This is a genomic window from Streptomyces sp. NPDC048248 (genome assembly GCF_043201875.1).
Lineage (GTDB): Bacteria > Actinomycetota > Actinomycetes > Streptomycetales > Streptomycetaceae > Streptomyces.
Genome location: NZ_JBICZL010000003.1, coordinates 626,357 through 644,381, shown reverse-complemented (window position 1 = coordinate 644,381; position 18,025 = coordinate 626,357). Strand labels below are relative to the sequence as shown.

12 protein-coding genes are annotated in these 18,025 nt (G+C 73.1%); 8 read left to right on the top strand and 4 right to left on the bottom strand.

The genetic code is table 11. The annotated features are described in order from the left end of the window. The first annotated feature begins 110 nt into the window (after positions 1 to 110). Positions 111 to 605 (top strand): PPOX class F420-dependent oxidoreductase, encoded by a 495-nt coding sequence (locus ACGFZW_RS08905; RefSeq protein WP_393892346.1) that lies wholly within the window; start codon positions 111 to 113, stop codon positions 603 to 605. Between the two features lie 46 nt (positions 606 to 651). Here the strand turns inward: ACGFZW_RS08905 and ACGFZW_RS08900 are convergent, their stop codons facing one another. Then, positions 652 to 1,413: a winged helix-turn-helix domain-containing protein gene (locus ACGFZW_RS08900; RefSeq protein ID WP_393892345.1), complete on the bottom strand. Its 762-nt coding sequence runs from the start codon at positions 1,411 to 1,413 to the stop codon at positions 652 to 654. A 67-nt stretch (positions 1,414 to 1,480) separates the two neighbouring features. Here ACGFZW_RS08900 and ACGFZW_RS08895 point away from each other — a divergent pair, with 67 nt between their 5' ends. Beyond that, positions 1,481 to 2,047 (top strand): hypothetical protein, encoded by a 567-nt coding sequence (locus ACGFZW_RS08895; protein WP_393892344.1) that lies wholly within the window; start codon positions 1,481 to 1,483, stop codon positions 2,045 to 2,047. Between the two features lie 117 nt (positions 2,048 to 2,164). Here the strand turns inward: ACGFZW_RS08895 and ACGFZW_RS08890 are convergent, their stop codons facing one another. From ACGFZW_RS08890 to ACGFZW_RS08880, 3 genes are all read right to left on the bottom strand, one after another. Next, entirely contained in the window at positions 2,165 to 3,625 is a 1,461-nt protein-coding gene (locus tag ACGFZW_RS08890) for a glutamate synthase subunit beta (protein WP_393892343.1), read from the bottom strand. After that, positions 3,618 to 8,228 carry a glutamate synthase large subunit gene (gltB, locus tag ACGFZW_RS08885; RefSeq protein ID WP_393892342.1) on the bottom strand — a complete coding sequence of 1,537 codons (4,611 nt, stop codon included), beginning with the start codon at positions 8,226 to 8,228 and terminating at the stop codon, positions 3,618 to 3,620. Before gltB ends, ACGFZW_RS08890 begins: the two co-directional genes overlap by 8 nt. Positions 8,229 to 8,517: 289 nt before the next feature. Continuing rightward, positions 8,518 to 9,249, bottom strand: a complete 732-nt coding sequence (locus ACGFZW_RS08880; RefSeq protein WP_393892386.1) for a VIT1/CCC1 transporter family protein — start codon at positions 9,247 to 9,249, stop codon at positions 8,518 to 8,520. 505 nt (positions 9,250 to 9,754) lie between these two features. Here ACGFZW_RS08880 and ACGFZW_RS08875 point away from each other — a divergent pair. The 6 genes from ACGFZW_RS08875 (at position 9,755) to ACGFZW_RS08850 (ending at position 17,950) form a co-directional block, all read left to right on the top strand. Beyond that, positions 9,755 to 10,891: an ADP-ribosylglycohydrolase family protein gene (locus tag ACGFZW_RS08875; protein ID WP_393892385.1), complete on the top strand. Its 1,137-nt coding sequence runs from the start codon at positions 9,755 to 9,757 to the stop codon at positions 10,889 to 10,891. A gap of 530 nt (positions 10,892 to 11,421) precedes the next feature. Continuing rightward, the gene (locus tag ACGFZW_RS08870; RefSeq protein ID WP_393892341.1) at positions 11,422 to 12,897 is read left to right on the top strand and encodes an ADP-ribosylglycohydrolase family protein; all 1,476 of its coding nucleotides are present in this window, start codon (positions 11,422 to 11,424) and stop codon (positions 12,895 to 12,897) included. Beyond that, positions 12,894 to 14,108: an ADP-ribosylglycohydrolase family protein gene (locus ACGFZW_RS08865; protein ID WP_393892340.1), complete on the top strand. Its 1,215-nt coding sequence runs from the start codon at positions 12,894 to 12,896 to the stop codon at positions 14,106 to 14,108. Before ACGFZW_RS08870 ends, ACGFZW_RS08865 begins: the two co-directional genes overlap by 4 nt. After that, positions 14,108 to 15,697, top strand: a complete 1,590-nt coding sequence (locus tag ACGFZW_RS08860; RefSeq protein ID WP_393892339.1) for an ADP-ribosylglycohydrolase family protein — start codon at positions 14,108 to 14,110, stop codon at positions 15,695 to 15,697. Before ACGFZW_RS08865 ends, ACGFZW_RS08860 begins: the two co-directional genes overlap by 1 nt. After that, positions 15,672 to 16,925, top strand: a complete 1,254-nt coding sequence (locus ACGFZW_RS08855) for a CaiB/BaiF CoA transferase family protein (RefSeq protein WP_393892338.1) — start codon at positions 15,672 to 15,674, stop codon at positions 16,923 to 16,925. The genes ACGFZW_RS08860 and ACGFZW_RS08855 overlap by 26 nt, the downstream gene beginning before the upstream one ends. Then, positions 16,922 to 17,950, top strand: a complete 1,029-nt coding sequence (locus ACGFZW_RS08850) for an HpcH/HpaI aldolase/citrate lyase family protein (RefSeq protein WP_393892337.1) — start codon at positions 16,922 to 16,924, stop codon at positions 17,948 to 17,950. Before ACGFZW_RS08855 ends, ACGFZW_RS08850 begins: the two co-directional genes overlap by 4 nt. Positions 17,951 to 18,025: the final 75 nt, after the last annotated feature.

Below are 18,025 nucleotides of genomic sequence, written 5' to 3'. Positions count from 1 at the left end.
ACCTCCGTGCGGTGAAGCGTAGACACCTCCACCACACCGGAGGTCTTCGCCATGATCAAGACCCACGACTGTTAACAACGCTCGTGATCAATACACCTAGGCTCACCCCCATGAGCCCTTCCATCGCCTCCAACACCCGCGTCGAGCTGCCCGAGCTGCTGGAGTTCGTCCGGCCCCGCCACCGCGCGATCCTGCTCACCCGCCGTTCCGACGGGACCCCGCAGGGCTCGCCGCTGACCTGCGGGGTGGACGACTCCGGGCGGCTGGTGATGTCGACGTACCCGGAACGGGCCAAGGTCCGCAACGCCCGCCGCGTCTCGTCGGTCAGTGTCATCGTGCTGTCCGACGAGTGGAACGGGCCGTGGGTGCAGATCGACGGTGAGGCCGAGGTGATCGACACCCCGGAGTCGGTGGAACCGCTGGTCGAGTACTTCCGCAACATCTCCGGCGAGCACCCGGACTGGGACGAGTACCGCGCGGCGATGCGCAAGCAGGGCAAGTCGCTGATCCGCGTCACCCCGCTGCGCTGGGGCCCGATCGCCACCGGCGGCTTCCCGGCCCGCCTCGTCGAGGGCGAGCAGGACGGCGGCGACGGCCCACGCTAGCCGCTCCCTCTCCCGAGGCGCTGCTCTCCGGAGCGCCTCGCCCTGGTCAGGCCCGGGGCGCGAGCGGGGCGGTGGACGGCGACAGCACGTCCTCGTCCAGGTCCAGATGCTTGCGGAACGCCTGCCGACCCACCTCGGTGACGGTGAGGATGCGGGTGGCGGGGGTCTTGACGATCCACTCCCGCTCCAGGGCGTGCCGGCACAGCGCCGCGCCGACCGCGCCGGAGAGGTGGTGTCTGCGCACGGTCCAGTCCAGGCAGGTGCGCACATGGGCCCGGTGGGCGTCCGACGGCCCTGCGTCGGGGATCCCCACACCGGCCAGCCAGTCGGCACCCGCGCAGGTCAACACGGGACCGTAGTCGCTGGCCAGCAGGCCGCGTTCGGTCATCGCCTCGGCGATCGCGACACCGAGGGCGCCGGCGATGTGGTCGTAGCAGGTCCTCGCGTGGTGCAGGGCTCTGCGCTGGTGGGCCTCGGCGAGGGAGCGGATCGGGACCGGGCGGTAGGGCGCCAGCCCGGCGAGGTTCTCCAGGGCTTCGGCGGTGCCGGGCCCCGCCAGCCGGACGTAGCGGCGCCGCCCGCGCCGCTCCTCGGCCAGCAGCCCCCCGGCGACCAGGAGGTTGAGATGCTCGGTGGTCGTGGAGGGCGCCACCGCGGCGTACTCGGCCAGCTCGCCCGCCGTCCAGGCGCCGCCGTCCAGCAGGGCCATGCAGATGGTGGCCCGGGTCCGGTCCGCGAGCAGCGCGGCGAGGGCGGCCAGGTCGGGGGTCTCCGCGATGCTTTCGTGCTCGGCGTCCCATGGAGTCATGCACAGAGAGTAAGCGGTCATCACACTTCGGTGAGCACCGAATCATCCTGCTTCTATCCTCATGGGCATGAAAGGCGTGCTGGAGAAGAGCAGTTCGGTGGCGTCGGCAGTGCTGTCCACGGAGAACGACGACGGGACCTTCGCGCTGGCCGCGCTCCGTATCCGCTGGGAACTCGGCCCGGTCGTGAGCGCATGGCTGCCCGCCCGCGGCCGCACCGCCCGCAACCTCGCGGTACGCCCGGACGTGGTCTTCAACCTGCCGCCGGACGGTGAGTGCGAGGAGGGCGCGGGCGGCCCGTGCGGGGCGGACGTCCCGCTGACGGAACCGTCCGAGATGGTGCGGCCGCCCCGGCTGGCGCACTGCCCGGTGCAGTTGGAGGCGCGCCGGGCCGGTGAGCGGACGGCGGACTGCGGCGCGTGGACGCTGATCGAGGCACAGGTGCTGCGGGTGCACGCGGATGCGCGGTGGGTGCTGCCGCTGGGTGAGCGGGGCATCGAACTGTCGGCGTGGTGCCCGCCGGTGCACGATTTCCGGCCGCCGGGCACTCCCCCGCCGCGGGCCGTACCGGCTCCCGCGCAGGAGCTGGCGCGGCAGCTGGGCAGGCGATTCCCCGGCCAGCGCAACGGCTCGTAGCGCCCCAGGGGATCGCCCGGGGGCGGAAAAGGTCGCGGCGCCTGTCCTCCGGTCGGGGGGAGGAGACAGGCGCCGCGGTTGTTCCGCACGACGTTGTGCGGGACATCTGGGGACGGGCTACACGGTCAGCGCGCGGTCCGTCGGCTTGATGGGAGCCGGCAGGGCGCTGGCTCCGGTGAGGAAGCGGTCCACGCCCTTGGCCGCGGAGCGGCCCTCGGCGATGGCCCACACGATCAGCGACTGGCCGCGGCCGGCGTCACCGGCGACGTACACGCCGGGGACGTTGGTGGCGTAGTCCTGGTCGCGGGAGATGTTGCCGCGGGCGTCCAGCTCCAGACCGAACTGGGAGACCAGTCCGTTCTCCTGGTCGGTGCCGGTGAAGCCCATCGCGAGGGTGACCAGCTGGGCCGGGATCTTCCGCTCGGTGCCCGGCTTCGGCTCCGGCTTGCCGTCCTTGAACTCCACCTCGGTCAGGTGCAGGTACTGGACGTTGCCGTCCTCGTCGCCCTCGAAGTGGGTGGTCGAGACGGAGTAGAGCCGCTCGCCGCCCTCCTCGTGCGCGGAGGTGACCTTGTAGAGCATGGGGAAGGTCGGCCAGGGCTGGTTCGGGTTCCGCTCGTCGCCCGGCTTGCCCATGATCTCCAGCTGGGTCACGGAGGCTGCGCCCTGGCGGTGGGCGGTGCCCACGCAGTCCGCGCCGGTGTCGCCGCCGCCGATGACGACGACGTGCTTGCCCTCGGCGGTGATCGGGGCGACGGTCAGGTCACCCTCCTGCACCTTGTTGGCGAGCGGCAGGTACTCCATCGCGAAGTGGATGCCGTTCAGCTCGCGGCCGGGCACCGGCAGGTCGCGGGAGGTCGTGGCACCGGCGGCGATGACGACGGCGTCGTAGCGCTTGCGCAGCTTCTTCGCGTCGATGTCGCGGCCGATCTCCACCTCGGTGCGGAACTTGGTGCCCTCCGCGCGCATCTGCTCGATGCGGCGGTTGATGTGGCGCTTTTCCATCTTGAACTCGGGGATGCCGTAGCGCAGCAGTCCACCGATCCGGTCCGCGCGCTCGTAGACGGCGACGGTGTGGCCGGCCCGGGTCAGCTGCTGGGCGGCGGCGAGACCCGCCGGGCCCGAGCCGATGACGGCGACGGTCTTGCCGGACAGCCGCTCGGGCGGCTGCGGGGTGACATCGCCGTTGTCCCACGCCTTGTCGATGATGGAGACCTCGACGTTCTTGATGGTCACCGGCGGCTGGTTGATGCCCAGCACACAGGCGGCCTCACAGGGCGCGGGGCACAGGCGACCGGTGAACTCCGGGAAGTTGTTGGTCGCGTGCAGCCGCTCGCTGGCCTCGGTCCAGTCCTCGCGGTAGGCGTAGTCGTTCCACTCGGGGATGAGGTTCCCGAGCGGGCAGCCGTTGTGGCAGAACGGGATGCCGCAGTCCATGCAGCGCGACGCCTGCTTGCTGATGATCGGCAGCAGGGAGCCGGGCTGGTAGACCTCGTTCCAGTCCTTGACGCGCTCGTCGACGGGGCGGGTCTTGGCGACCTCGCGGTCGGTGTTCAGGAAGCCCTTGGGGTCAGCCATTGGTCGCCGCCTCCATCATCTTCTCGTGGGTCTCGGACTCGGAGAGTCCGGCCTGCTCAGCGGCGTCCTTGGCGACGAGCACTGCCTGGTAGGTGGGCGGGATGACCTTGCTGAAGCGCGCGGCCGCGGCATCCCAGTCGGCGAGGAGCTTCTCGGCGACGGTGGAGCCGGTCTCCTCCTGGTGGCGGCGCACAACGGCGTGCAGCCACTGCTTGTCGGTGTCGTCCAGCGCGTGGACGGCGTCGACGAGCTCCTTGTTCACATTGGCCCGGTCGAGGTCGATGACGTAGGCGAAACCGCCGGACATGCCGGCTGCGAAGTTACGTCCCGTCTCGCCGAGGACGACCGCGTTTCCGCCGGTCATGTACTCGCAGCCGTGGTCGCCCACGCCCTCGGAGACCACCGTGGCGCCGGAGTTGCGGACGCAGAAGCGTTCGCCGACCCGGCCGCGCAGGTAGAGCTCGCCGCCGGTCGCGCCGTAGGCGAGGGTGTTGCCCGCGATGGTGGAGTACTCGGCGAGGTGGTCGGCGCCGCGGTCCGGACGGACGACGACCCGGCCGCCGGAGAGGCCCTTGCCGACGTAGTCGTTCGCGTCGCCCTCCAGACGCAGCGTGACACCGCGCGGCAGGAAGGCACCGAAGGACTGGCCGGCCGAACCGGTGAAGGTGATGTCGATGGTGTCGTCGGGGAGACCGGCACCGCCGAACTTCTTCGTGACCTCGTGGCCGAGCATGGTGCCCACGGTCCGGTTGATGTTCCGGATCGCGATCTGGGCCCGCACGGGCTGCGCGGCCTCCGCGGTGTCCGCGGAGAGCGCGTCGGCGGCGAGCTTGATCAGCTCGTTGTCGAGCGCCTTCTCCAGGCCGTGGTCCTGCACGGTGACCTGATGGCGGACGGCGCCCTCGGCCAGCTCGGGGACGTGCAGCAGCGGGGCCAGGTCCAGGCCCTGCGCCTTCCAGTGGTCCACGGCCTGCGAGGTGTTGAGGATCTCGGCGTGGCCGATGGCCTCGTCGAGGGTGCGGAAGCCCAGCTCGGCGAGCAGCTCGCGGACCTCTTCGGCGATGAACTGGAAGAAGTTGACGATGTACTCGGCCTTGCCGCTGAACCGCTCGCGCAGCGTGGGGTTCTGGGTGGCGATACCGACCGGGCAGGTGTCCAGGTGGCACACGCGCATCATGACGCAGCCGGAGACGACCAGCGGTGCGGTCGCGAAGCCGAACTCCTCGGCGCCCAGCAGGGCGGCGATGACGACGTCACGGCCGGTCTTGAGCTGACCGTCGGTCTGCACGACGATGCGGTCGCGCAGGCCGTTGAGCAGCAGCGTCTGCTGGGTCTCGGCGAGACCGAGCTCCCAGGGGCCGCCCGCGTGCTTGAGGGAGGTCAGCGGGGAGGCACCCGTACCGCCGTCGTGGCCGGAGATGAGGACCACGTCCGCGTGCGCCTTGGAGACACCCGCGGCGACGGTGCCGACACCGACCTCGGAGACCAGCTTGACGTGAATGCGCGCCTGGGGGTTGGCGTTCTTCAGGTCGTGGATCAGCTGGGCGAGGTCCTCGATTGAGTAGATGTCGTGGTGCGGGGGCGGCGAGATCAGGCCGACGCCCGGGGTGGAGTGCCGGGTCTTGGCGACCCACGGGTAGACCTTGTGGCCGGGCAGCTGGCCGCCCTCGCCGGGCTTGGCGCCCTGCGCCATCTTGATCTGGATGTCGTCGGAGTTGACGAGGTACTCGGACGTCACGCCGAAGCGGCCGGAGGCGACCTGCTTGATCGAGGAGCGCCGCGCCGGGTCGTAGAGACGGTCCGGGTCCTCGCCGCCCTCACCGGTGTTGGACTTGCCGCCCAACTGGTTCATGGCGATGGCGAGGGTCTCGTGCGCCTCCTGCGAGATGGAGCCGTAGGACATGGCGCCGGTGGAGAAGCGCTTGACGATGTCGGCGGCCGACTCGACCTCCTCGATCGGGATCGAGGGCCGGTCGGAGTTGAAGGAGAACAGGCCGCGCAGCGTCATCAGCCGCTCGGACTGCTCGTTCACCCGCTCGGTGTACTGCTTGAAGATGTCGTAGCGGCGCGAGCGCGTGGAGTGCTGCAGCCGGAAGACGGTGTCCGGGTCGAACAGGTGCGGCTCGCCCTCGCGGCGCCACTGGTACTCGCCGCCGATGTCCAGCGCACGGTGCGTGGCGGCGATGCCGGAGGCCGGGTAGGCCTTGGCGTGCCTGGCCGCGACCTCCTTGGCGACGACGTCGAGACCGGCTCCGCCGATCTTGGTGGCGGTGCCGTGGAAGTACTCGGCGACGAAGTCCTCGTCCAGGCCGACGGCCTCGAAGACCTGCGCGCCGCGGTAGGAGGCGACGGTCGAGATGCCCATCTTGGACATGACCTTCAGGACGCCCTTGCCGAGCGCCTTGATGAGGTTCTTGATGGCGGTCTCGGCCTCGATGCCGGGCAGGAAGGTGCCCGCGCGGACGAGGTCCTCGACGGACTCCATCGCCAGGTAGGGGTTGACGGCCGCGGCACCGAAGCCGATGAGCAGCGCGACGTGGTGCACCTCGCGCACATCGCCGGCCTCGACGAGCAGCCCGACCTGGGTGCGCTCCTTGGTGCCGATGAGGTGGTGGTGGACCGCGGCGGTGAGCAGCAGCGACGGGATCGGCGCGTGCTCGGCGTCCGAGTGACGGTCGGAGAGCACGATCAGCCGGGCGCCGTCGTCGATGGCGGCGTCCGCCTCGGCGCAGATCTCCTTGATCCGGGCGGCCAGCGACTCGCCGCCGCCGGAGACCCGGTAGAGGCCGGAGAGCGTCACGGCCTTCATGCCGGGCATGTCGCCGTCGGCGTTGATGTGCACGAGCTTGGCGAGCTCGTCGTTGTCGATGACCGGGAAGGGCAGGGTCACGCTGCGACAGGACGCCTCGGTGGGCTCCAGGACGTTGCCCTGGGGGCCGAGGGAGGAGATCAGCGAGGTGACGAGCTCCTCGCGGATCGCGTCCAGCGGCGGGTTCGTGACCTGCGCGAAGAGCTGGGTGAAGTAGTCGAACAGCAGCCGGGGGCGGTCCGAGAGCGCCGCGATCGGCGAGTCGGTGCCCATCGAGCCGATCGGCTCGGCGCCGGCCTTGGCCATCGGCGCGAGGATGACGCGCAGCTCTTCCTCGGTGTAGCCGAAGGTCTGCTGACGGCGGGTGACCGAGGCGTGGGTGTGCACGATGTGCTCACGCTCGGGCAGGTCCGCGAGGTCGATCAGGCCGGCTTCCAGCCAGTCCTCGTACGGGTGCTCGGCGGCGAGCTGCCCCTTGATCTCGTCGTCCTCGATGATGCGGTGCTCGGCGGTGTCGACGAGGAACATCCGGCCGGGCTGCAGGCGGCCCTTGCGGACGACCTTGGCCGGGTCGATGTCCAGCACGCCGACCTCGGAGGACAGCACGACGAGGCCGTCGTCGGTGACCCAGTAGCGGCCGGGGCGCAGACCGTTGCGGTCGAGGACCGCGCCGACCTGGGTGCCGTCGGTGAAGGTGACGCAGGCCGGGCCGTCCCAGGGCTCCATCATCGTGGAGTGGTACTGGTAGAAGGCACGCCGGGCCGGGTCCATGGAGGGGGAGTTCTCCCACGCCTCGGGGACCATCATCAGCACGGAGTGCGGCAGCGAACGGCCGCCGAGGTGGAGCAGCTCCAGGACCTCGTCGAAGGAGGCGGAGTCGGAGGCGTCCGGGGTGCAGACCGGGAAGATCCGCGCGAGGTCGTCGTCGGCCCCGTTGCCGAAGAGCTTCGAGGCGAGCTGCGACTCACGCGCCCGCATCCAGTTGCGGTTGCCCTTGACCGTGTTGATCTCGCCGTTGTGCGCGACGAAGCGGTACGGGTGGGCGAGCGGCCAGCTCGGGAAGGTGTTCGTGGAGAACCGCGAGTGGACCAGCGCGATGGCGGTGGCGAAGCGGCGGTCGGAGAGGTCCGGGAAGAACGGCTCCAGCTGGCCGGTGGTCAGCATGCCCTTGTAGACGATGGTCCGGGCGGACAGCGAGGGGAAGTAGACCCCGGCCTCGCGCTCGGCGCGCTTGCGCAGCGCGAACGCCTTGCGGTCCAGGGCCAGCCCGGTGTTCTCACCGTCGGCGACGAAGAGCTGGGAGAAGGCGGGCATGGTGGCGCGGGCGCCGTTGCCGAGCAGCTGCGGGGCCACCGGCACGACACGCCAGCCGAGGACGTTCAGGCCCTCTTCGGCCGCCATCGTCTCGATGCGCGAGACGGCAGCGGCCGCATCCTGGGCATCGGCGGGGAGGAAGGCGATGCCGACGGCGTACGCGCCGGCCTCGGGAAGCTCGAATCCGACGTCCTCGCGGAGGAACGCGTCCGGGACCTGGAGCAGGATGCCGGCACCGTCGCCGGAGTCGGGCTCCGAGCCGGTGGCACCGCGGTGCTCCAGGTTCGTCAGGACGGTGAGCGCCTGCTCGACCAACGCGTGGCTGGCCTCGCCGGTGAGGGTGGCCACAAAGCCGACGCCGCAGGCGTCGTGCTCGTTGCGCGGGTCGTACATCCCCTGCTGGGCGGGGCGCCCGTCCATGGGCGACCAGGCGGCGCTGGCGCTGCCGGTGGTCGCGGAGTGCGTGGACGCGGAACGCATCGGCTCTCCCAACGTCGTCGTGGCATAGGCATTGCCGAGGGACGACGTTGGCCCTCCGCGAAATTTCGTGCAGGTTACAGGATGGCCCGCTTCTCGAAAAGCGGATAGCGCCTTCCAGCATGCGGACACCGGCGTAGCGGTGGATCAAAGACGCGGACGGACTCTTCGCCATCCCACGAGCGGCGATCGTCGGGCGACATTGCCCGCGACGCCTGGGCCTTATGCCCGGTCGTCAACAAATCGAAACCGCTGGGTAACGCGTTAATTATGCAGCCACCCGCATGACACGTCACCCTACGACGGTTCCGAACACCGCTCCCAGGATGTACGTCACACCTGCGGCAGCGCCACCCAGGGCCAATTGGCGGACACCGCTGAACCACCAGGAGCGCGCCGTCACCCGCGCCACGACCGCCCCGCAGGCGAACAGTCCGAGCAGCGCGAGAAGCACCGCGGGCCACAATGCGGAAGCACCCAAGAGGTAAGGAAGGACAGGCAAAAGGGCGCCAAGGGCAAATGATCCGAAGGAAGAAACCGCGGCGACGGTGGGCGACGGAAGGTCGGAAGGGTCAATGCCCAATTCCTCGCGTGCATGAATTTCCAGCGCCTGATCGGGATCCGTCGAGAGCTGCTCGGCCACCTGCCGGGCGAGGCCGGGCTCGACGCCGCGCGACTCGTACAGCGCGGCCAGCTCCTCCAGCTCGTCCTTGGGGTGCTTGCGCAGTTCGGTCCGCTCGATGTCCAGCTCCGCGAGCACCAGCTCCCGCTGCGAGGCGACGGAGGTGTACTCACCCGCCGCCATCGAGAACGCTCCGGCGGCCAGACCCGCGAGGCCGGTGATGATGATCGTCTGCTGCGACACGGCGCCGCCCGCGACACCCGTCATCAGCGCGAGGTTCGACACCAGGCCGTCCATCGCGCCGAAGACGGCGGGGCGCAGCCAGCCGCCGTTCACATCCCGGTGGGTGTGATTGTCACGGTGTGCGACATGCGTCGGCGCCGCGGAATCCATGATCTCCATGACGGACATTGAGGGACCTGCTCCCTTCCGCGAGGTGTGGGCCGATGGCGGCGCTTCCCCCTGCAACACCTCGAAGTTATGCGCGATCACCGCTCCTCCGCTAGCAAGGAAGGCCGTACTTACCCCGCTGACCTGCGGTTTTCTCATGCGGCGCGGTATGAGACGTGGGTCACAGGGCGCTGGGGCGAGCAGCCCGACCGCTTCACCCGAGCCCGTGCGAGCGATTCGACCGGGTGACCCTGCCGTCCGGGAGAGGAGAGCCGGGCCGCGGCGTGGCACGGATACACCGCAGCGGTCCGATGGAGGCCGGCGGTCTCCGTGCCGTGGGCCCGCCTCACGGCAGCGGTCCGACCCGCACGACAGAAGGGCACGCCCCATGAGCGCACCGCACCCGCCGCCCGCGGAGTCCGCCGTCGCCGACAGCGCGGGGAACGCAGGGGACGCAGCCCGCGACGGCGTACGGGACGGAGCCTGTGACGCCGTACGCGACCGGGCCCGGGGCGCGATGCTGGGGCTCGCCGTCGGGGACGCGCTCGGGGCCCCCGCGGAGAACATGAAGCCCTCCCAGATCCGCAGCAGATGGGGCCGTATCGAGGGCTACGTCGAGGACGACCCGGCCGGCACCGACGACACCGAGTACGCCATCTTCTCCGGGCTGCTGCTCGCCGCGCACGGCTCCGCGCTGACCGTCGCCCATGTCGAGGCGGCCTGGCACCAGTGGATCGCCGACCGCGACGAGGGGCCGTTCCGCGGCGCCGGCTTCAGCGAGCGCGGCACCCTGGAGAACCTGCGGCGCGGTCTCGCCGCCCCCATCTCCGCGCAGCACCGGCACGCCTGGAGCGACGGGCTGGCGATGCGCGCCGCTCCGTTCGGGGTGTTCGCCGCCGGGCGGCCCGCCGAGGCCGCCCGGCTGGTCGCCATCGACGGCACCGTCAGTCACGACGGCGAGGGGATCTACGGCGGGCGGGCGGTCGCCGCCGGCGTCGCCGCGGCCATGGTCGCCCTCCCCCAAGGGCCTTCGACGGGCTTCGCTCCAGGGGGGAGCCCCAACGTCGACGCGGTGATCGCCGCCGCGCTCTCCGTCGTCCCCGAGGACTCCTGGACCGCCCGCTCGCTGCGCCGCGCGGTCGGCGCCGCCCAGCGGTCGCGGCACGATCCGGGCATCACCCAGCTCGGTATCGAACGCGCGGTGCGCTCCGCGGTCGTGATCGGCGGCTACCCGTGGACGGATCTGGCCCCCGAGGCCGTCGGTCTGGCCTTCGGCGCCTTCGCCGCGGCCCGGGGCGACTTCACCGCCTCGGTGCTGACCGCGGTCAACATGGGGCGCGACGCCGACACCACGGCGGCCGTCGCGGGCGCCCTCGCCGGGGCCCTGACCGGCGCCGCCGCCATCCCCGAGACCTGGACCACCGCCATCGGCCCGGCCCGCGGCAGCTGCCTGCCGTCGATGGCCGGCTACCACGTCCTGGACATCGCCGAATTGCTGGCGCCCCGGTCGACGGTGCCCGTGCACGCGAGCGCCGTGGCGTCCACGGAAGCGCCCTCGGCGGCATCCAGGGAAACCGAAGCGGTCCCGGCGCACGCCCAGGACGCCGAAGCGGGCACGAGGAGCGAGGCGGCCGCGGGGGTGGGAGCACGATGACCACCACCCGACGAGCGAATGCCGGCGCGGCCACGGCGTCGGCACCTGCGTCAAGCCCGGAGGATGCCGCGCCGGTCGAGCCCTCGGCCGGTGATGCGTCCTCCGGGGAGGCTCGGCCCGTTGCCGGCCCGGCGTCCCCGCCGCAGGGGGGCTCCCCGTCCCACGAGGCCATGGACGATGCGGACGACGCGAGCGGGACCGGCGACGCGACCGGCTCCGACCGAGAGTCCGCCACTCCGCACCGCGCCGCCCACCACCCCCTCTCCCCCGGCGAGCCAGGCGGCCCCGTCAACCCCGTCGGACCGAGATCCCCCGGCGGACCGGTCGCACCCGCCGGGCCGGGGCAGCCCGGTGGACCCGTCGGACCGGCGGGGCCGAGCGGGCCGACCGGGCCCGGCGGACCCGTGGGGCCGGTCAGGTCCTTCGGTCCTGCTCTGGCTTTCGCCGCCGGACTGCGGGACGGAAGGCGGCGGGCGGGTCCAGCGACGTCCGGCGCAGGGGGCGCGCTCGGTCTTCCGGGGTGCCGGCACATGGAGGGGGCGAGCTCCGACGAGGCGCGGACCGCCGGGCCGGAGCGCTGCCGACCCCCTGCCCCGTTCATCGCACCGGACGCGGTGGGCCCGGTGGACGCGCCGCGCGCGGAGGCGGCGTCCCGCCCGGTGGACGGCACGGCGGACCGGGGTGCCCACCCGCGCGGCGAAGCCGGACCGGGCAGGGGGCCGGACGAGGTACCGATCGGGTCCGGCGCCGCCGCGGACGGCGGTGCGGGCGCCCGGGCAGGCGGCCGTGCCCGGATCGAGGGACTGCTTCTCGGGCTGGCTTCGGGGGACGCCGCGGGGTGGCCCGCGGCCAGACACCGGGCCGCCCGGATGCCCGAATGGACCCGGCGGCTGACCCGGGAGCTGGACACCTTCGCCGAGCACAACGCCACCACCACCCTGCCGGTCCCGATCGCCCTCAACCAACCCCCGGAGCCGCTGCGGCTCGGCCCGTCCGACGATGCGGAGTGGGCGGCCTTCACCGCCGAGTCGGTACTCACCGCCGCCGGGGCGCTGCTCAGCGACCTCGGCCGGGGACGCCGGATGCGGGCGGCCATCGATCTCGCGTGGAACGCGCTGGCGAGCGAGGTGGCCGCGGCCGCCGACCGGGCCCCCGAGGTGGAGTCGGCGGTGCTGCCGCTACGGGCCCGGATCTCCGTACGGGCCGGGCTCGGCAACCTCGCCGCCGGGCTGCGGCCACCCGCCACGGGCCACGACAATCCGCACTTCTTCGACGACGCCGCCTGTGTCAGGGCAGCCGTGCTGGCCGTCGTCCACCCGGGCGAGCCGTCCGCCGCCGCCGAACTCGCCGAGTACGACGCGCGTTACACGCAGGACGGCGACGGGGTGCACGGCGCACGCGCGATGGCCGCGGCGGTCGCGGTGGCGCTCGGCGGGGCGACGGTGCAGGCATGCGTGGAGGCGGCGCTCGGCCAGCTTCCCGAGGGCACCGAGATCCGGCGCAACGCGCTGCACGCCGTCCGGCTCGCGCACGCCGTGGCCGCTGACCGGCCCGGCCGTCCCGGCAACGCCTTCGCCCTGGTGCCGGTCCTGGAGCACGAGATCGTCGACCACGTCTACAGCTACGGCATCGCCGCGGCCGAGACCGTCCCCGTCGCGCTCGCCCTGACGCTGGCGGCGAACGGGCTGGTCTCCGAGGCGGTCCCGGCGGCCGCGTGCCTGTCCCGGGTCGCCGACTCCGCGCCCGCCCTCGCGGGCGCGCTGACCGGGGCGCTCGGTGACGTCCACGACCTGCCGCGGACCTGGCGCGACGCCTGCCGGGTGCTGTCCGGCTGCGCGCTGCCGCGGCTGGCCGGCACCGATCTCGTCGAACTCGCGAGGCTGCTCGCCGGTACGGAACTGACCGCACCGGAAGCCGTCCCTGCGCTCGCCGACGCCGTGGCCGCCCCTCTGGCGAGCGCGGCACCCCTGTTCTCCCTCACCGTGGAAGGACCTCCCCGCACATGACGTACACGACGCAGAACACACCGCTCACGGCCGAGGTGACCGCCCCGGCCGCGGGCCAGGAGCCTGCGGCCCCGCCGCCTCTGGAGGACCGGGCGGCGGGGTGTCTGGTCGGCGCGGCCGTCGGCGACGCGCTCGGCGGGCCGGTCGAGGGCTGGACGCCGGACCAGATCGTGGCCCGGCACGGCGGCCGGGTGGAGGGCATCGTCGGGCCGTTCCACGAGGACTGGCGCACCGCGCGGCCCATCGCGCCGTACCACAAGGGCGACGGGCACGTCACCGACGACACCTTGATGACACATGCGCTGGTGCGGGTCTACGGGACGGTGCGCGACCACCTCGACGCGTATGACATCGCCGACCATCTGGTGCCGGATCTGATCGGCACCCCGCGCTGGATCCCGGAGCTGGAGGCCGAGGCGCTGCCGCTGCAACGCATCTTCCTCGCCGAGAAGTGGATCGTGGCGCGACTGCACTACGGCCATGTCGACCCGCGCGAGGCGGGCGTCGGAAACATCGTCAACTGCGGTGCGGCGATGTACATGGCGCCGGTGGGCATCGTCAACGCGGGTAATCCGGACCGGGCTTACGCCGAGGCGCTGGACATCGCGGGAACCCACCAGTCCTCCTACGGCCGGGAGGCCGCCGGTGTCTTCGCCGCCGCGGTGGCCGCGGCCTGCACGCCGGACGCCACGCCCGCCCACGTCGTCGAGCACGCGCTGCGGGTCGCCAAGGACGGCACCCGCGCGGCGATCGAGGCGGTCTGCGAGGCCGCCGTCCCCGACTCCGGCTTCGACTCGGCACTGGCGCCCCTGCGGGCCGCCGTCGCACCGTTCGACACGGTGGGCCCGGATTACCGCAACCCGTCGTTGGGCGCCCGGCGCCCGTCCCGGCTGCACGCCATCGAGGAACTGCCCGTCGCGCTGGGGATGCTGCTCGTCGGCGGCGGCGACTTCCGGCGCACCGTCCTCGGCGCGGTCAACTACGGCCGCGACTGCGACTCGATCGCGACGATGAGCGGTGCGCTGGTCGGCGCGCTGCACGGCGCTTCGGCCGTGCCGGACGACTGGAGCACCGAGGTCGCCCGCGCCAGCCGTCTGGACCTGCGGGCCCCGGCGGCGACGCTGGCCGGGGTGGCCCGGGAGATCTTCGACCGCGACCAGGAGCGGCACCGGGCGCACGAGCGGGCGTTCGCCGCGCTCACGGAGACGTGATGACGCCCCGGCCACAGGGACGTCCGGCTACGGTCGGCGTGGATGCCGCGCCCCCCGGGTACGGTCCGGCGCTGCGGGTGACGTGGGTGCAGCCCGAGGACCTGGTGGGGCATGAGCTGCGGCAGGCGGCCGAGGACGGGCGGGACGCCGCGGCCATCGCGCGCCGGTGGTATGCGGCCGGCGGCGCGCCGGCACCGGAACGGGCGGGGGCTTCCGTCGGCCCCTGCCCCGCCTCCCTGCGCGCGCTCGCCGGCGACCTTCTCGACCAACTCGCCGCGCTGCCCTCACCGTTGGCCACCGACGAGCCCACCGACCTCGCGGCGATCGAGGCGGCACGCCCGTACCACCCCTCGGATCGTGGGGAGATCGCGCGGGCGCCGCGGACTGCGGACCGCACGGGGCTCCCCGCGCGCCCGCACGCGGCGGACGGCGCCACCGAGGCGGAGACTGCGCCCCGCCCGCCCGGTGACCCAACCGTGCAGCGGCTGGAGGCCGGCTGGCTGGGGCGGGCGGCCGGCTGCCTGCTCGGCAAGCCCGTCGAGAAGCTCCCGCTCCACGGGCTCAGGGCGCTCGCCCGGTCGACCGGGAACTGGCCGCTGGCCTCGTGGTTCACCGAGGCCGGGCTCGATCCGACGGTGGCCGCCCGCTACCCGTGGAACCGCCGCAGCCGGGCCACCTCGCTGGCCGAGAACATCGACGGCATGCCCGAGGACGACGACCTCAACTACCCGCTCCTGGGGCTGCTGCTCCTCGAACGCCACGGCCACGGCTTCACCACCGCGGACGTCGCGCGGCTGTGGCTGGACGAGCTGCCCGCCGGCCGCACGTTCACCGCGGAACGCGTCGCGTACCGCAACCTCCTGGACGGCATCGAGCCGCCGCACACCGCACGGCACCGCAACCCCTTCCGGGAGTGGATCGGTGCGCAGATCCGGGCCGACGTCTTCGGCTGGACGCATCCCGGTGATCCGGTGACCGCCGCGGCGCTGGCCTGGCGGGACGCCACACTCAGCCACACCGCGAACGGCGTGTACGCCGCGATGTTCACGGCCGCCGCCGTCGCCGAGGCCGCCGGCGGCAACGCCCGGGTGGACGACGCCCTGCGGGCCGGGCTCGGGGTGATCCCCGCACGATGCCGACTCGCGCAGGCCGTCCGTTTCGCCATCGCGGCGGCGCACGCCGAGCCCACGGGCACACCGGCCGGCTTCGCCGACGTCGTCGACCGGCTGCACACCACCTACGGACAGCACCACTGGGTGCACGCCGTCCCCAACGCCGCGCTGCTCGCCGCCGCCCTCACGCATGCCGACGGCGACTTCGAGGGCTCCATCTGCCGTGCTGTGTCCGGAGGTTGGGACACCGACTCCAACGGCGCGACGGCCGGCTCCATCGCCGGACTGCTCGCGGGATCACCCGCCGCGCTGCCCGCCCGCTGGACGGCGCCGCTGCGCAACCGGCTCGCCACCGGCGTCGGCGGGCTGGACGGCATCGGCTTCGACACCCTCGCGGCGCGCACCGCCGCGCTCGCCGTCCGTCACCCCGAACGACCGGAGGCCCCGCACCATGACCGACCCGTCCCTTTCCGGTGAGCCCGAGCCCGCACCACGCCACGACACCGCGCCCCGCCCCGCGTCCGGCCCCCTGAACGGGCTCAGGGTGCTCGACCTCGCCACCCTCTTCGCAGGTCCGCTCGCCGCGACCATGCTCGGGGACTTCGGGGCCGAGGTGATCAAGGTAGAGCATCCCCGCCGGCCCGACCCGTCGCGCGGCCACGGACCCGCCAAGGACGGCATCGGCCTGTGGTGGAAGCTGCTGGGCCGCAACAAGAAGACCGTCACCGCCGATCTCTCCCGGCCCGGCGGCCGTGCGGTGCTGCTCCGGCTCGCCGCCGATGCGGACGTACTCATCGAGAACTTCCGCCCCGGCACTCTGGAGAAGTGGGACCTGGGCTGGGAGGAGCTGTCCGCCGTCAACCCGCGCCTGGTGCTGACCCGGGTCACCGGGTTCGGGCAGTTCGGCCCGTACGCCCGGCGCCCCGGATTCGGCACCCTCGCCGAGGCGATGAGCGGCTTCGCTGCGGTCACCGGCGAGCCGGACGGGCCGCCGACCCTGCCGCCGTTCGGGCTCGCCGACTCCATCGCCGCGCTCACCACGGCGTACGCCGTGATGACCGCACTGCGCGGACGTGACACCACCGGCCGGGGCCAGGTCGTCGACATGGCCATCATCGAACCCATGCTCGCGGTCCTCGGGCCGCAGTCCCTCTGGTACGACCAGCTCGGCTATGTGCAGCCGCGGACCGGCAACCGCTCCACCAACAACGCACCCCGCAACACCTACCGCACCGCGGACGGCTCGTGGGTGGCGGTCTCCACCTCGGCGCAGTCCATCGCCGAGCGGGTGCTGCGGCTGGTCGGCCGGCCGGACGTGATCGACGAACCCTGGTTCGCGACCGGCGCGGGCCGGGCCGCGCACGCCGAGACCCTCGATGCGGCGGTCGGCGACTGGATCGCCCGCCACGACCGCACCGAGGTGACCGCCGCCTTCGAGAAGGCCGAGGCCGCCGTCGCGCCGGTCTACGACATCCGGGACGTGATGGCGGACGCGCAGTACCAGGCCCTCGGCTCCATCACCGAGGTGCCGGACGAGGAGCTGGGCACACTGCGGATGCAGAACGTGCTCTTCCGGCTCTCCGAGACGCCCGGTGCCATCCGGTGGGCGGGCCGCCCGCACGGCGCGGACACCGAAGAGGTGCTGACCGGGCTCGGGATGACCTGCACGGAGATCGCCGAGCTGCGCGCGGCCGGCGCCCTGTGACCGCCGCGCCGCAGGACGCCCAGGCCCCTCCCGTCACCGTGGTGCTGACGTGGCTGTACGTCCCCGGTGACCGCCCCGAGGTGGTCGCCAAGGCACTCTGCTGCGGCGCCGACGTGGTCCTGGTGGACCTGGAGGACGCGGTCTCCCCCGGCCGCAAGGACTATGCGCTGCGGGCCACCGCTGAGCTGCTGAGCGATGCGGCGCCCGGCCCGGTGCCGGTGCACGTCCGCGTCAACGCACTGGACGGTCCACGCGCCGAAACGGAGATCCGCACCCTCGCCGGGCTGCCGGGGCTGGCTGGTCTGCGACTGCCCAAAGTGCAGGGCCCGGCCGACGTCCTCCGGGCTCTCGACTGGGCCACGACGCCCCCACCCGCCGCACCGGTCCCCTACGCCCCGGGGGCCTCGACCCGGCGCACCGCCCGGCGCACCCTCGTGGGCCCTCTCCCCACCGGCCCCACCACCACAGGCCGCACCACCGCCACCCTCGCCCCCGCGCCCCCCGGACGCCCGTCCCCGTCCGGCCCGGCCCGGGCCCCCGCACTGCACGCCCTGCTGGAGTCCGCGCTGGGCGTCGAGCACGCTTTCGCGATCGCCACCGCGCACCCGGCGGTACGCGGTATCGCCCTCGGCGAGGCCGACCTCGCCGCGGAACTGCGACTGCGGGACGAGACGGGGCTGACCTGGGCCCGCGGCCGGACGGTGAACGCCGCCCACGCGGCCGGTCTGGCCCCGCCCCCGCAATCGGTCTACCGCGACATCCGTGACCTGGAGGGCCTGGCCCGGTCCTGCGCACAAGGCCGCGCCCTGGGCTTCCTGGGCAGGGCGGCGATCCACCCGCGCCAGCTGCCGGTCATCGAATCCGCCCACCTGCCGGGCCCCGAGGAGATCGAGGCCGCGGAGGAGATCGTGCGGGCCGCCGCGACGGACGCGGGGGCGCTGGCCCTGCCGGACGGCCGGTTCGTCGACGCGGCGGTGGTCGCGGGCGCCCGGCAGGTGCTGGCCCTGGCGGGCCGCCGCCGCTGAGCCGCCACAGACGAAGCGCCGGGCGGACTCGATACTGCGAGTCCGCCCGGCGCTCTCCGGCAGGCGTACGGCCGC